13 protein-coding genes and 1 riboswitch are annotated in these 13,595 nt (G+C 43.2%); of the genes, 2 read left to right on the top strand and 11 right to left on the bottom strand.

The window, feature by feature from the left end:
• The first annotated feature begins 31 nt into the window (after positions 1 to 31).
• On the top strand, positions 32 to 1,978 hold the full coding sequence (locus IEV91_RS04955) for an AMP-binding protein (RefSeq protein ID WP_229745408.1): 1,947 nt from the start codon (positions 32 to 34) through the stop codon (positions 1,976 to 1,978).
• A 108-nt stretch (positions 1,979 to 2,086) separates the two neighbouring features.
• Here the strand turns inward: IEV91_RS04955 and IEV91_RS04950 are convergent, their stop codons facing one another.
• The 11 genes from IEV91_RS04950 to IEV91_RS04900 form a co-directional block, all read right to left on the bottom strand.
• Positions 2,087 to 2,404 carry a spore germination protein gene (locus IEV91_RS04950; protein ID WP_188496307.1) on the bottom strand — a complete coding sequence of 106 codons (318 nt, stop codon included), beginning with the start codon at positions 2,402 to 2,404 and terminating at the stop codon, positions 2,087 to 2,089.
• A gap of 140 nt (positions 2,405 to 2,544) precedes the next feature.
• Positions 2,545 to 3,036: a hypothetical protein gene (locus IEV91_RS04945; protein ID WP_188496306.1), complete on the bottom strand. Its 492-nt coding sequence runs from the start codon at positions 3,034 to 3,036 to the stop codon at positions 2,545 to 2,547.
• Positions 3,037 to 3,249: 213 nt separating this feature from the next.
• Positions 3,250 to 3,387 (bottom strand): anti-repressor SinI family protein, encoded by a 138-nt coding sequence (locus IEV91_RS04940; protein WP_188496305.1) that lies wholly within the window; start codon positions 3,385 to 3,387, stop codon positions 3,250 to 3,252.
• A 30-nt stretch (positions 3,388 to 3,417) separates the two neighbouring features.
• Positions 3,418 to 3,501, bottom strand: a riboswitch (cyclic di-GMP riboswitch).
• Positions 3,502 to 3,605: 104 nt separating this feature from the next.
• Positions 3,606 to 5,135, bottom strand: coding sequence for an acyl-CoA carboxylase subunit beta (locus tag IEV91_RS04935; RefSeq protein ID WP_188496304.1), 1,530 nt, complete (start codon positions 5,133 to 5,135; stop codon positions 3,606 to 3,608).
• Positions 5,136 to 5,158: 23 nt separating this feature from the next.
• The gene (locus IEV91_RS04930) at positions 5,159 to 5,938 is read right to left on the bottom strand and encodes an enoyl-CoA hydratase (protein ID WP_188496303.1); all 780 of its coding nucleotides are present in this window, start codon (positions 5,936 to 5,938) and stop codon (positions 5,159 to 5,161) included.
• The gene (locus IEV91_RS04925; RefSeq protein WP_188496302.1) at positions 5,935 to 6,846 is read right to left on the bottom strand and encodes a hydroxymethylglutaryl-CoA lyase; all 912 of its coding nucleotides are present in this window, start codon (positions 6,844 to 6,846) and stop codon (positions 5,935 to 5,937) included. The genes IEV91_RS04930 and IEV91_RS04925 overlap by 4 nt, the downstream gene beginning before the upstream one ends.
• A 32-nt stretch (positions 6,847 to 6,878) precedes the next feature.
• Entirely contained in the window at positions 6,879 to 7,091 is a 213-nt protein-coding gene (locus IEV91_RS04920) for an acetyl-CoA carboxylase biotin carboxyl carrier protein subunit (protein ID WP_188496301.1), read from the bottom strand.
• 573 nt (positions 7,092 to 7,664) lie between these two features.
• Positions 7,665 to 9,002, bottom strand: coding sequence for an acetyl-CoA carboxylase biotin carboxylase subunit (locus tag IEV91_RS04915; RefSeq protein WP_188496300.1), 1,338 nt, complete (start codon positions 9,000 to 9,002; stop codon positions 7,665 to 7,667).
• Positions 9,003 to 9,035: 33 nt separating this feature from the next.
• Positions 9,036 to 10,178 (bottom strand): acyl-CoA dehydrogenase family protein, encoded by a 1,143-nt coding sequence (locus tag IEV91_RS04910; RefSeq protein WP_188496299.1) that lies wholly within the window; start codon positions 10,176 to 10,178, stop codon positions 9,036 to 9,038.
• 114 nt (positions 10,179 to 10,292) lie between these two features.
• The gene (locus tag IEV91_RS04905; protein ID WP_188496298.1) at positions 10,293 to 10,868 is read right to left on the bottom strand and encodes a TetR/AcrR family transcriptional regulator; all 576 of its coding nucleotides are present in this window, start codon (positions 10,866 to 10,868) and stop codon (positions 10,293 to 10,295) included.
• Between the two features lie 99 nt (positions 10,869 to 10,967).
• Complete coding sequence (locus IEV91_RS04900; RefSeq protein WP_188496297.1) at positions 10,968 to 11,684, bottom strand: gamma-glutamyl-gamma-aminobutyrate hydrolase family protein; 717 nt, start codon at positions 11,682 to 11,684, stop codon at positions 10,968 to 10,970.
• A 336-nt stretch (positions 11,685 to 12,020) separates the two neighbouring features.
• Between IEV91_RS04900 and IEV91_RS04895 the strand changes: the two genes are divergently transcribed.
• Positions 12,021 to 13,472, top strand: a complete 1,452-nt coding sequence (locus IEV91_RS04895; RefSeq protein ID WP_188496296.1) for a DHA2 family efflux MFS transporter permease subunit — start codon at positions 12,021 to 12,023, stop codon at positions 13,470 to 13,472.
• Positions 13,473 to 13,595 lie beyond the last annotated feature (123 nt).

Raw genomic sequence — 13,595 nt, 5'->3', positions numbered from 1 at the left:
TTCATAATTTTATGGTGGAGGAGGGTCTTCATTGCCAAATGCAGTATGGTTTCCCAGTGAGGATGAAAAACAAGCGACGCGTCTTTACAATTGGATGAATGCATTAGGATATACAGATTATGATACGTTTCATCAAAGGACGGTTGAGGATATCGGTTGGTTTTGGGATGAAGCGGTTCAGGAGCTTGATATCCATTGGTTTACACCTTACAGTCAATCACTCGACCTATCAAAAGGAATAAAATATCCTGAGTGGTTTGTGGATGGAAGGACCAACGCCACTTATAATAGTGTTGACAAATGGGCATTAAATGCGACTACTAAGCAGAAATCTGCTCTTATTTGGGAAGGAGACGATGGCGAGGTTCTGACGTATACCTTCACTGAATTATATAAAGAGATGAATAAAGTAGCCAATGGGCTTAAGAAAATGGGGGTTCAATCAGGCGATATTGTCACACTTTATATGCCTATGCTCCCGGAGACCGTGATTGCTATGCTGGCGATAGGTAAAATGGGGGCTGTTTTTTCTCCTGCTTTCTCAGGTTATAAAGCGGATGCAGTGGCTAAAAGAATAAGTGCGGCTGGCGCTAAATGGTTGATTACGGCTGATGGGTTTTATCGAAGAGGCAAGGAAATCGTTTTAAAGGAAGAAGCGGATAAAGCCGTTGCAGAATGCCCTTCTATCGAAAAGGTTATTGTCGTGCGGCGGACCAAGAGCATTGTGCCTTGGAATGAAGGTCGGGATGTCGAGTGGGAAACGCTCCGACAAAATGAAAGCGATTTCAACACAGAGCATACCCATGGCTATGATCCTCTTATGCTTCTGTATACATCTGGGACAACGGGAAGGCCAAAGGGAGCGCTTCATACTCATCATGGTTTTCCAATTAAGGCAGCTTTTGATGCTGGAATAGGCATGGATGTGGCGCAGGAGGATACTTTATTCTGGTATACCGATATGGGCTGGATGATGGGACCTTTTCTCGTTTTTGGTGGCTTGATGAATGGAGCAAGAATTGTGGTGTTTGAAGGCACGCCTGATTACCCCGAGCCTGATCGTTTATGGGATGTGGTCGAGAAGCATCGGGTGACTCATTTAGGCATTTCCCCAACATTGATACGTTCGTTAATGGCCAAAGGGGATCACTGGGTAAGTGAGCGCAATCTATCGACATTGAAAATGATTGGTTCAACGGGAGAGCCGTGGAATAATGGGCCATGGATGTGGTTATTCGAACAAGTCTGCAAGAAAAAGGTTCCTATTGTTAATTTTTCAGGAGGAACAGAAGTGTCTGGAGGTATATTAGGCAATGTACTTGTGAAACCCATTTCTCCTATGACCTTTAATGCGGCACTGCCGGGAATGGATGTCGAAGTCTATGATAAGAGCGGGCAACCTGTGCGAGATGAAGTGGGTGAACTGGTGCTGAAACAACCTTGGGTCGGCATGACAAATGGCTTTTACCAAGATAATGAACGGTATGAACAGACTTATTGGAGCAGATGGAAAGAAACATGGGTGCATGGCGACTGGGTCATCAAAGATAGTGAGGGTTTTTATACCATTACGGGTCGGTCAGATGATACCTTAAATGTTGCCGGCAAACGCATAGGACCTGCAGAAATTGAAAGCATTTTAGTCGAACATCCAGATGTATTGGAATCAGCCATTATTGGCGTACCGGATGAGATAAAAGGAGAAATCCCTGTAGCGTTTATTGTATTGAAAGTGAGAACCTTGGATTTCACGATGATCCAAGAAGAAATACTTGATCTAGCAACGAGGAAATTAGGGAAGGCTATTGCTCCAAAGGTCGTTCACTTTTTGAGTGAACTTCCTAAAACGAGAAATGCGAAGGTCATGAGGCGTGCCATAAAATCAGCTTATCTCCAACAAAAAGGAGGAGACCTTTCAGCACTGGAAAACCCACAGTGTTTAGAGGAAATACGAGCACTTACTAAAACGGTAGAATAGGCAGGGGTGTAAGGGTCGGGCTATAGCCATTTAGGGCACAGTCTGACCCCTATTAATTGCAGTTCATATTGAAAAGATTGATTCGATACTTCTAAGAGGGAAGGTCTTTCACTTAGTGACTAAGGGGAGCCATCGCTTTTTTTGATTGATTTTTTTGCCCTTAAAGGTATTCTGTAATTTTGTCATTAATGAACCAAGAATAAATTCTTGAACAGCGGTTTGGTCAATAAGACCCTCAAGATAGAGAAGTCCAATAGTAATATCGGTTTGTCCAGCGAGGTGAAAGGTCCGTACAACAAGGTCTGAGCTCTCACCAAGATCTGTTTTGACTTTATGTATATTGACATGTAGCTCATGGGCAATCGGATGGTTGTCTTGAGTCGTTAATTGGTGGTTCGGCATCTTCTTTTTAGATTTTTTAAACATGCATTCACCTTCTCAAATGATGCTTAACGTTATTATGACCAACTCTATGGGTTTTATTTGGTGCGAATGGTTGAAAAAAGAAGAAGCTGTAAAAAAATGAAAGACCCCCGATTTTTGATAAACGAGAGTCTGATCACGCACTAAAAAAATCCATAGCCATAACCAGGCCAATTGCCTTGAGTAGGGGCTGGTCCCTGTGGAAAGAAAGGCTGTGTTCCAAAGGGGGGAGTGCCTGTATTTTGGAGGGGCCCACCGTTGTAGCCAGTCGATGGAATCGTGCCATTGAATAACGGGCTTAGCCAGCCGAAGCCGCTAGAATTACCCCAGCCTGCTTGAGGAACGGTAGGTGACATGTTGCCCCAGGTTAATGGGTTCAGCGGATTTGGAGTATTCATGGATGTCCCCCAGCCTTGCGGTAACATCGAAGGGAGATTCCCCATAAATTGATTGGCAGTGCCTAACATTTTGCCTAAATTGCCATAACCCATTGAATGTGCAAGTGAGCTTCCCATCCCTAAAAGTGGTGTTAATTGACCTAAATTCCATCCATACATGCGGGTGTCAGTGATTGGATATGCCTGATCATGGGTAGGATAGTGGCCAGATAAGCGACTGTACATTGGATACTGCATTTTGATACCTCCTCGTGTACCACGTATGTTGCTAGTACTATCTTATGGAGATCAGCCAAATGAGGAAATTGTCCCATTCTAATATCACTCGTCAATATATCAATAAACGTTTCGAATGGAGTCAACGTTAAAAAACCACCTATTAGTGAGATGGTTTTTTAACTTTGTATGGTTTACTTTTAAAAGTCAGGGCAAAAAGAAAAAAGGGATAGATCAAGAAGGCGTGTGCTTTGAAGACATTTTTAAAAATGCCCTAATTTCATCAATTGTTATATTCATTTTCTTAGCAGTCAGTATTAGGTCGATCCAATCAGCATCATATTTTTTCTCGACCGTCAAAGATTTTGACATATGCTGGCCTCCTAAAATATCACGTTTATTTCAGGTAGCACAGCCGTCATAGTTTGAAACCTTAGACCTGTAACTTTGCGTCCCCTTCTTTTGAAGGGTTTGCTCTTTTCTGATTAGACTTTATTATTAGGAAAATGATACTATGTTTTTTGAAAATAGAAAACAACTTTTTTTCTACAAATTCATACAAAATACTAGAGAAGATATTAAAGAGTTTATTAGACGGGATACACGCCATGTTTTCTATGGGTGAAGGTGAAGCTTTTGCTTTCATAGGCTGAAAAGCGTGTGATCAAAACGTCACGCAAGTTGTCAGGTTGCACAATATCGTCAATCACCATTTCGGAAGCGAGATGGTAGATATCAATTTCAGCTTTATAGTCTTCTTGTTTTTGTTTGATGAAGGCGAGGCGCTCTTCTTCGGGAAGTTCGGCGATTTTATTCGCGTAGACAGCATTAACTGCGGCTTCAGGACCCATAACTGCGATTTGCGCAGAAGGAAGGGCAAGGCAACAATCCGGTTCAAAAGCAGGGCCTGCCATGGCATAGAGCCCGGCACCATAAGCCTTTCTGACGATAACAGAAATTTTAGGCACACTGGCTTCACTAACAGCAGAAATCATCTTAGCCCCATGTCGGATAATGCCAGCTCTTTCAACATGTGTTCCGATCATAAAGCCAGGAATATCAGCCAAAAAGAGCAGGGGAAGATTAAAAGCATCACACAGCTGGATGAATTTGGTCGCTTTATCCGCAGAATCATGGAAAAGGACGCCTCCCTTTACTCGCGGTTGATTGGCAATAATGCCAATAGCTTGCCCATCTATCCGTGCCAAGCCTGTAATTAATTCTTTGGCAAATTCACGTTTGATTTCACAAAAAGAGTCTCCATCGATGAGCCGATCAATCAAATCAAACATATTAAAGGGAGCATTTTGGTTTTTAGGGATAATCTCGGACAATGGTTTTTCAAAGACCGTTGGTTCCTTAGCTGTTATCCGATTTGTTTTAGTTTTGTAGTTCGAAGGAAAATAGCTTAGATAACGTTTAGCATACTGAATGGCTTCTTCTTCGGTTTGGACAAGAACATCGCCACATCCAGAGACGGAGCAATGCATTTTTGCGCCGCCCATTTCCTCTAAGGAGACTTTCTCTCCAATCACTTTTTCGGCCATCCTCGGCGAGCCAAGATACATTGAGGCATTTCCTTCAACCATGACGACAATATCACAAAAGGCCGGAATATAGGCTCCACCTGCTGCTGAGGGTCCAAAAAGGAGACAAATCTGAGGGACCTGGCCGGACATTTTCACTTGGTTATAAAAAATACGTCCGGCGCCTCGACGCCCGGGAAACATTTCTACCTGATCGGTGATACGAGCGCCTGCAGAGTCCACTAAATAGAACATGGGAACTTGTAATTTTTGTGCTGTTTCTTGAATACGGATGATTTTTTCAACCGTCCTTTTTCCCCAGGATCCAGCTTTAACTGTAGAATCATTGGCCATCACACAGACTGTCTGACCACTAATTTTACCGATACCTGTGACAACGCCGTCAGCAGGGAGCTTTCCATCCTGACAATGGGCAAAAAAGGCATCCTCAATTTCTATATCTTCATCAAGCAGAAGGGAGAGGCGATCACGAACAAATAACTTACCTTTTTCCTGGTTTTTTTCATGATATTTCGTCGCACCGCCCTTTTTGATCATTTCTACAGTGTGAAGTAAGTTTTCATCTCTGGCCATGAATAAGTTCACCTCATTTATTATTATTTTCCTTGATAATGGGGGTGACGTTTTTCTTTAAACGCCGCTAACCCTTCTAGGCGATCTTGGGTAGGAATCGTAGCTAGATAACATAATTCTTCAATCTGTAACCCAGTGTGCAGATCCGTATCGAAGCCTAATGCTATTGCCTTTTTTGCCTGCCTGATGGCAATGGGACCGTTCTTACTGATGGCTTGGGCTACCGCCAAGATTCGAGGAAAAAATTCTTGGTGAGTAAAAACGCCTTCAAGTAATCCCATGGTCTGGGCTTCAGTGCTTGTCAGTCTTTTAGCAGTGAAAATAAGTGCCTTGGCTTTTCCTATGCCAATCAGGCGAGAGAGCCTTTGTGTTCCGCCAGCTCCTGGAATAATGCCCAGAGAGGTTTCGGTCAGGCCCATTTTCGCGTGTTCAGTTGCATACCGCAGGTCACAGGCGAGTGCGAGTTCCAAGCCGCCACCAAAGGCGGCACCATTGATGGCGGCGAGGGTAGGGAGGGGTAAGGCTTCGATTCTCGAGAGTGTCTGTTTAATCCGTCGAACAGCTTGAACGGTTTCTTTCTCGTTCATACTTGCTCTTTCTTTGAGATCAGCTCCGGCGCAGAAAGCTTTATTTCCACTCCCAGTCAGGATCAGGACGCGTAGGTCTGTAAGGTGCTCAACCTGATCAATGACATTGTTTAAGTCAGACAGAAGTTCTGTAGAAAAGGCATTAGCAGCTTCAGGTCGATTCAGTGTAAGGAGTCCAATCATGTCTTCTTTTATTTCAAAGCTCACGGTATTCAAAGGGGGTTACCTCCTTTAGCAAAGATTTGCATATGGTGACTCGGTAAGGGCTGGGGAAGCACTCCTTGGATGTATTGAGCGGCCTGTAAAAGCTTCTTTCGATTAATACCGGTTGCAATGCCCATTCCCTCCAGCATATAAAGTAAATCGTCGGTTGCTAGGTTTCCAGAGGCGCCCTTTGCATAAGGACACCCTCCTAAACCTCCTAGTGAGCTATCAAAGGTGTTGAACCCGAGCTGTAAAGCGGTGAGGCAATTGGCCAGGGCAGTTCCTCGTGTATCGTGAAAGTGGAGCGCGATATTTTTGTGAGGAAATGCTTCACGTAAGCGGATGAGGATGTTGGCCACTTGTTTTGGATTAGCGACACCGATGGTATCGCCTAAGGATAATTCATCAATCCCCATATTAAAAAGGCTTTGAGAAAGGGTAATGACTTGATCGATAGCGACCTCGCCTTCGTAGGGGCAACCAAATACCGTCGAAAGATAGCCACGAACAGATAAACCATGCTGCTTGGCTTCTCGGACAATAGATTCTAGAACAGGAAGTGTTTCCGCAATGGTTTTGTTAATATTCTTCTTGTTATGAGTCTCACTCGCAGACATGAAAACTGAGATTTCATCAAGATTGGCCTCCAAGGCCCTTTTTAGTCCTATTTTGTTCGGCACTAGCGCAGCATAAGTCACCTGTGAATGGCGCTGAATGTTGCGTGCCACTTCAAGGGCATCCGCGAGCTGGGGAATCCACTTTGGATGAACAAAGGAACTAATTTCGATATAGGAAAGGCCCGTTTCTGATAAGTGGTTGATCCACTCTACTTTATGCTCAGTGGCAAGAATACTCGCTTCGTTTTGAAGCCCGTCGCGTGGGCCCACTTCTTTAATGATGGCGTGATTTGGCATCTTCATCGTTTTGAAAAACTCCTTTAGATCGTTGTTTTCTACTCGATGATCGCGATGAGGTCACCCTCGTTTACAAAGTCCCCTTCTTTTACTTTGAGTGCTTTGACCTTACCGTCTGTTTCAGAAGGGATAGGAATTTCCATTTTCATCGATTCGAGAATGACGACATCCTGGCCGTTAGCCACAACATCCCCTTCTTTAACAACAATTTTCCAAATACTCCCTGCCATCGAGGCAACAATATGATGCATTTTAAATTCCTCCTTAATATTCCTTGAGTGAGTTTTCGTTCTAGCTTTTAGAATGTATGGTCTTCCGAAGATCTTATTAGAGTCACTTCTAGTCATCAGGGCGGTACGAAGCTTTGCTCCAGGACGCTTGCTTTCCTCATGCCCACAGTACGAAGGAAAGCTCCTAAGAGATTAATACTCGCAGAAAAATCGTGTTTTTATGATTTTTTGATGTGGGTAGGATCGGTGTTGTCACAGGACGTGACGTTTTTAACCGAGTTCCTTGGTTGTTATATTTGTGTTCCTAAGTCTTTATGCTACAAATCTCCTGTTCCTGCGTCGTCTACTCGTAGTGCTTTGTCGTTAGCTTTCTCGGAACAACTCGAAGTGTATGCGTGAAGTAACGCTAGTTGCTTTTCCTGAAGGACTCTAGTTAGGTATCCGTGAGTCAGCGGCGCTGAGGAACACACTGAGAATAGGTGTTCGGATTCTCGTATCTTCCGCTCCAATCAACTGGGTAGCTGAAGCTGTCTTAGGATAAGAAAACATTTCCATTGCTTTAATAAGGAACAGGCATGGTTTTGCCCGGTTTTTCTAAATATAGTCATGAATAAAGGATGTTCGTGTTCGCCCGTTTTTAAAGGCATCGGTTTTAAGGATTTGCTGAATGAAAGGCAGATTGGTTTTAATCCCTTTAATGATATAAGCATCCACAGCCTCGTTTAATAAGTAAAGAGCCTCCATCCGATCGTGCCCCGTGACAATGAGTTTTGCGATCATCGGATCATAAAAAGGCGAGACAGTAAAGCCTTCTTGCACGCCAAGTTCATGCCGAATTTGTTTTCCCTCAGGACATTTCATTGTGGTGATTTTCCCTGGCGAAGGATAAAATGTTTTCGGATCCTCTGCATAAATACGTGCTTCTAGGCTGTGACCAGTTATTTTTATATCGGACTGCTTAAGCGTTAAGGACTTCCCACTTGCAATTTCGATCTGCTTTTCCACAATATCAAGCCCGGTAATTTCTTCAGTCACTGGATGTTCAACCTGTAGGCGTGTATTCATTTCAAGGAAATAAAAGTGTTGCTCCTCATCAACTAAAAATTCGATAGTGCCCGCACTGGAATACTGGATAGCTTTAGCCGCCTTTATCGCTGTTTCGCCCATGTAGAGGCGGGTTTCCTCAGATAATAGGGGGGAAGGAGCCTCTTCTATGACTTTTTGATGTCTTCGTTGTATTGAACATTCACGATCATAGAGATGCAAAGTGTTCCCCATTTGATCAGCGAGTAACTGAATTTCAATGTGATGAGCGTTTTTGATCACTTTTTCTAAATAAAGGGTACCGTCTCCAAAGAAATTCTTCGCTCGAGTGGCATTACTATCAATGGCCTTTTCGAGCTCTTCTTCATTTGACACCATTTGCATGCCAATGCCACCTCCACCAGCGGAGGCTTTGACCATGACAGGATAACCTAAATGTTCGGCGTGTTCTTTAGCCACCTCTATGCTTGTAATGGGCTCGTCAGTTCCAGGAATTATGGGGACACCCGCAGCTTTCATTGCTTGGCGCGCGGCGATCTTATTGCCCATTTTCTCAATGCAAGTCGAGCTGGGCCCAATAAATGTAATGCCTTCCATCTCACAACGTTTAGCGAAGTCAGCATTTTCGCTTAGGAGTCCATATCCTGGATGAATGGCATCGACATCCGCTTTTTTGGCAATGGCTATGATCTTATTCATATTTAAATAGCTTTCATTGACTTGTGATCCTCCGAGTGGGAAGCTTTCGTCAGCTAATTTCACAAAAGGTGCCTGGGCATCAGGCTCCGAGTAGATGGCCACGGTGGGAATGTTTAACCGTTTACAAGTTCGAATAATCCTTGATGCAATTTCTCCTCTGTTGGCAATAAGTATCTTCCTAAAAAACATGGTGTGAAGCCTCCAGTCATTTGTTGGGATTTTCTAGCAGCCTAGTTGCCGAGCAATGACTAACCTTTGAACTTCTGAGGTGCCTTCACCAATTTCGAGAAGCTTGGCATCTCGTAAGTATCGTTCTACCTCATATTCACGCATATAGCCGTTGCCACCATGAATCTGAATCGCTTGATTGGCTGCCCTAAATGCTGTTTCGGTGGCAAAGAGTTTAGCAAAGGCTGATTCTTTGGTGAAGGGTTTCTTTTGATCCTTTAACCAGGCCGCTTTATATACCATGTTACGGGCAAGCTCAATTTCCATCGCCATATCTGCCAGCTTAAATTGGATAGCCTGGAACGTAGAAAGGGGGTGACCAAACTGCTTTCGTTCTTTGGCATAAGCTAGTGCTCTTTCTAATGAGGCCTGTGCGATGCCGAGTCCAAGAGCTGCAATAGAGATACGTCCACCGTCAAGGGTGTACAAAAATTGTTTGAAGCCCTTTTCTGGGTCCCCCAATAAATTTTCTTTAGGAACCCGAACATTGTCTAGAAAAATTTCTCCTGTGTCTGATCCACGGACCCCCATTTTGTCATAAGCATTTCTGATAGTAACCCCTGGTGTATCCGCGGGAACAAGGAGTGCTGAAATCATGTTTTTTCCACGCGCATCCTTTCCGGTTACTGCTGTCACTGTAAGGATTGAGGCGTAGTTGGCATTCGTGATGAAGCACTTTTCGCCATTGATAATATAGTCATTGCCTTCGAGTTTTGCAGTCGTTTGGGTTCCGCCAGCATCTGACCCTGCGTTAGGCTCTGTTAGCCCGAAGGCTCCAAGCGTTTCACCTTTCGCTAGTGGAGTGAGAAACTGTTGTTTTTGTTCCTCTGTTCCAAAATAATAAATAGGAGATGCCCCTAAAGAAACGGCAGCCGCATAGCTGAGTCCTGTACTTCCACAGACCCGACCAATTTCCTCAACCGCGATAGCGTAGGTCAGTGTATCACCATCAGAGCCTCCATATTTTTCGGGGAAGGGAAGCCCAAGAAGACCTAATGCTCCCATCTCATCAAAAAGGTCTTTGGGGAACTGGGCCTTTTTATCAATGTCTAAAGTTCGAGGTTTAATTTTGTTTTCGGCAAACGCTCTGACCATTCGCCTTGTCATTTCTTGTTCCTTTGAAAGCTCGAAATCCATAATAACCCTCCCTTGATTTTGAACTTTTATTTGATAAACCGACCCGTTAGTCGGTTTAAACCATAGTAAATGTAAGCGCTTTTATTGAAAGGTGAATAAAAAGGCCAAAACTGCTTAGCGATGTGTTAAAATCCCATGATAAATGATGTCTGTAAAGAGTTCTGAGATTTCTTCAATCGACTTCTCACCGTCCTTCTGGTACCATTTGTAAGTCCAATTGACCATGCCTAATAAAGACATGCCAGCGATTTCAATAGGTAATGTCTTTCTAAATTCCCCGGTCTGTTGTCCCTTTTGGATGACTTGAAAGACGATAGTTTTAAACTCATCTCTTTTCTTTTTAATGAGCTGTTCAAACTGGGGCTTCAAATAATTGCTTTCTTGATAGAAGACTGAGATGTGCGATTTATATAGATCAAAGACTTTAGCAAAAGATTGAATGATGGCATGAAGCTGTAACTTGGGCTCACTGTATTTTGAAATGGCATCATGGGCTTTATCTAATACATATGTAATAAAGGTGTCGTGAATCACAAAGAGCAATTCATCTTTGGACCGAAAGTGGTGATAAAACCCACCCTTAGAAGTGCCACAATGGTTCACAATGTCGTTGACAGTGACGCCATGGAAGCCATGCTTTTCAAATAATAAGAGTGATGTTTCAATTATTCTATCCCTAAGTTCAGTCATGGATGTACTCCAATCCTTAATGTAATCGCTTACATAATAACACAATAAAAGCGTTTCAACAATTTTTTTCTATTTTTAATGGGTCACTCCGCATTTTTGTTATTCTGAAGCGTTATATTCCATAGCCGCTTGAATAAAGCCTTGAAAGAGTCGACGTGCACTAGGATCCTTTTGCAGCAGACTTCCAGGGTGCCATTGGACCCCAAGAGTAAAGTTTTTTTGAGGATGCTCAATAGCTTCAATTATTCCGTCAGGGGCCGCAGCACTAAGGTGAAATCCGGGGGCTATACGTTTTATGGCTTGGTGGTGGAAGCTATTAATTCGAAGCCGCTCTGTTTGCGTGAATCGATGTAAAAGCGTGCCTTTATTTACTTTAATGCTGTGAGAGGCATGATCACGAGGAGCACTCTGTTTATGTTGCAGAGAGGCACCGGCTTCGGCATAGATATCTTGATAAAGGGATCCACCGGCAGCCACATTAAGTATCAAGAGCCCACGACAAATGGCTAAAATAGGGAGATCGAGGGTGAGGGCATATTGAACCAAAGGAATTTCAAAGCGATCTCTTGCAGGAACGATAGTGCCAAGACTTGGAGCAGGCTCCTCTCCATATAAAGCAGGATCAATATCACTTCCACCGGTGAGTATTAATCCATCCACTTTGCTTAGGATCTCTTGTAGTGAGAGTGTATCTGTGAGGTAAGGGACAGCAACTGGTAACCCCCCAGTCTCTAAGATACTTAAACAATATTCTTCTTTGATTTTATATTGATTTTGTTCGAAATCTGCTGTTAAGGCGATCAGTGGCTTATTCATGAATGCTCCCTCCCTATAGAGCTTAAGCATAAGCATTATCATAAGCGTTTTAGAGAGATTTATTCACGGTTATTTTTTAAGTGTAAAACTGTAGACGGCATGTGAATTAACGGTTAAAATGTATTGAATGTGTATTACGCTTTTTCTTAAAACGTCAGAATGTATCACTTTATGGATGACCTTATAAGTGTCAACTTAACTTCGACTGTCGCCATTAAGGTCTGGTGACAACTTTACTGTGTGCAAAGGCACGTACATCAGGCTGTCCTTAGTAAAGCGGTGAAGCACAAGTCGAGTTTTCTAAAAATTTAAACGGGAGACAGGGGGCCTTGGAAAATGAAATATCGTGAAGCACTTCCTCATCAACCCTATAATAAAGTAGCGATCGCAGCGCTTTTACTTGCTGGGGCATTTATTGCTATATTGAATCAAACGCTTATGATCACAGCTATACCGCCAATTATGGCTGAAATGCATATTACGGCCAATTCAGCGCAATGGTTAACAACGGTATTTATGTTGGTCAACGGTATTATGATTCCTGTCAGTGCTTTTTTGCTCCAACGGTTTTCGACGCGGAAGCTCTTTATTTCCGCAATGAGTATTTTTGCTTTTGGAACCTTGGTTGCCGGAATTGCTCCAAACTTTGAATTCTTGTTGGTAGGCAGAGTCATTCAATCAAGTGGAGCAGGGATTATGCTTCCATTAATGCAGACAGTCTTTTTATTGATATTTCCGATAAATAGGCGAGGGACGGTCATGGGCTATATTGGTTTGGTCATTTCTTTTGCGCCAGCGATTGGTCCTGCCTTTTCAGGTTGGGTTATTGCGCATCATTCATGGCGACTCTTGTTTTTTATCATTTTGCCTATTGCGCTTATAGATATCGTGGTTGCCTTTTTCGCGATGAGAAATGTGACGGAGCTTACGCATCCTAAAGTGGATGTGATCGCGATTATTTTCTCCTCATTTGGCTTTGGGGGCCTTCTTTATGGGTTTACTTGTGCAGGGAATAATGGTTGGGGAGCTACAAGTACGGTACTCTCACTAGGTATCGGTGCCATAGCACTTACCGCTTTTATCTTAAGAGAGTTAAAGCATAAAGCGCCCATGCTAGAGTTCCGGGTTTTTAAGAACTTTATTTTCACCCTTGGAACAGGGATTGCCATGATTGGGTTTATGGGGCTGATTGGAGCAGAAACATTAATCCCACTTTATATGCAAAATATGCGTGAGTTTTCTCCGATGGAATCAGGTATAGCCATTTTACCTGGAGCGTTGGTGTCAGGAATAATGGCACCGATAACGGGGCGTATTTTTGATAAAATTGGTGCACGGTTGCTTGCGATAACAGGATTAACGATTGTAACTCTCTCCTCCTTTTGCTTTACCTTTTTAGATACTGAGACTTCCTTTGCCTATATTACAGTGATGTATGCGATTCGTATGTTTGGCTTATCGATGGTGATGATGCCGGTGACGACAGCAGGGCTAAATCAGCTCTCGCAGCACCTTATTCCTCATGGTGCCGCGATGGTGAATACGATGCAGCAAGTTTCTGCCTCAATAGGGACAGCGATTTTGGTCACCATCCAAACCACTATTGCTGTCAGTGCAAAGGCTTCAGCAACTGTCGCCAATCCTGCTATCCATGGTGTGAATGTTGCTTTTGTTGTGGTGACGATTCTAACCGTCATCGCTCTTGGATTGTCGTTTTGTATAAAGAGGCCAGAAGCGAAGATGAGGAATAAAAAAGGACGTATTAAGTTCGGCTTAGGAAAAAGTTAACTAGAAATAAGGATTTTGCATCGTGGAGAACCACATCTTAGCATAGTATATATCTTAGGTGTGGTTTTTCTAATAGTGTAATATCCCTTCGTTTTGTTTATAATTTAAGTATTCTAAAATTTG

Origin of the sequence: Pullulanibacillus pueri (genome assembly GCF_014639255.1) — a bacterium.
In the GTDB taxonomy this organism is placed as follows: Bacteria; Bacillota; Bacilli; order Bacillales; family Sporolactobacillaceae; genus Pullulanibacillus; species Pullulanibacillus pueri.
This window is presented reverse-complemented; position numbering and strand designations above follow the sequence as displayed.

Excerpts from the sequence above, each read along its gene's own strand:
- IEV91_RS04940 (WP_188496305.1), bottom strand. The coding sequence starts at position 3,387 with ATGTCAAAATCTTTGACGGTCGAGAAAAAATATGATGCTGATTGGATC.
- IEV91_RS04910 (WP_188496299.1), bottom strand. The coding sequence starts at position 10,178 with ATGGATTTCGAGCTTTCAAAGGAACAAGAAATGACAAGGCGAATGGTC.
- IEV91_RS04915 (WP_188496300.1), bottom strand. The coding sequence starts at position 9,002 with ATGTTTTTTAGGAAGATACTTATTGCCAACAGAGGAGAAATTGCATCA.
- IEV91_RS04925 (WP_188496302.1), bottom strand. The coding sequence starts at position 6,846 with ATGAAGATGCCAAATCACGCCATCATTAAAGAAGTGGGCCCACGCGAC.
- IEV91_RS04935 (WP_188496304.1), bottom strand. The coding sequence starts at position 5,135 with ATGGCCAGAGATGAAAACTTACTTCACACTGTAGAAATGATCAAAAAG.
- IEV91_RS04945 (WP_188496306.1), bottom strand. The coding sequence starts at position 3,036 with ATGCAGTATCCAATGTACAGTCGCTTATCTGGCCACTATCCTACCCAT.
- IEV91_RS04895 (WP_188496296.1), top strand. The coding sequence starts at position 12,021 with ATGAAATATCGTGAAGCACTTCCTCATCAACCCTATAATAAAGTAGCG.
- IEV91_RS04905 (WP_188496298.1), bottom strand. The coding sequence starts at position 10,868 with ATGACTGAACTTAGGGATAGAATAATTGAAACATCACTCTTATTATTT.
- IEV91_RS04900 (WP_188496297.1), bottom strand. The coding sequence starts at position 11,684 with ATGAATAAGCCACTGATCGCCTTAACAGCAGATTTCGAACAAAATCAA.
- IEV91_RS04950 (WP_188496307.1), bottom strand. The coding sequence starts at position 2,404 with ATGTTTAAAAAATCTAAAAAGAAGATGCCGAACCACCAATTAACGACT.
- IEV91_RS04920 (WP_188496301.1), bottom strand. The coding sequence starts at position 7,091 with ATGCATCATATTGTTGCCTCGATGGCAGGGAGTATTTGGAAAATTGTT.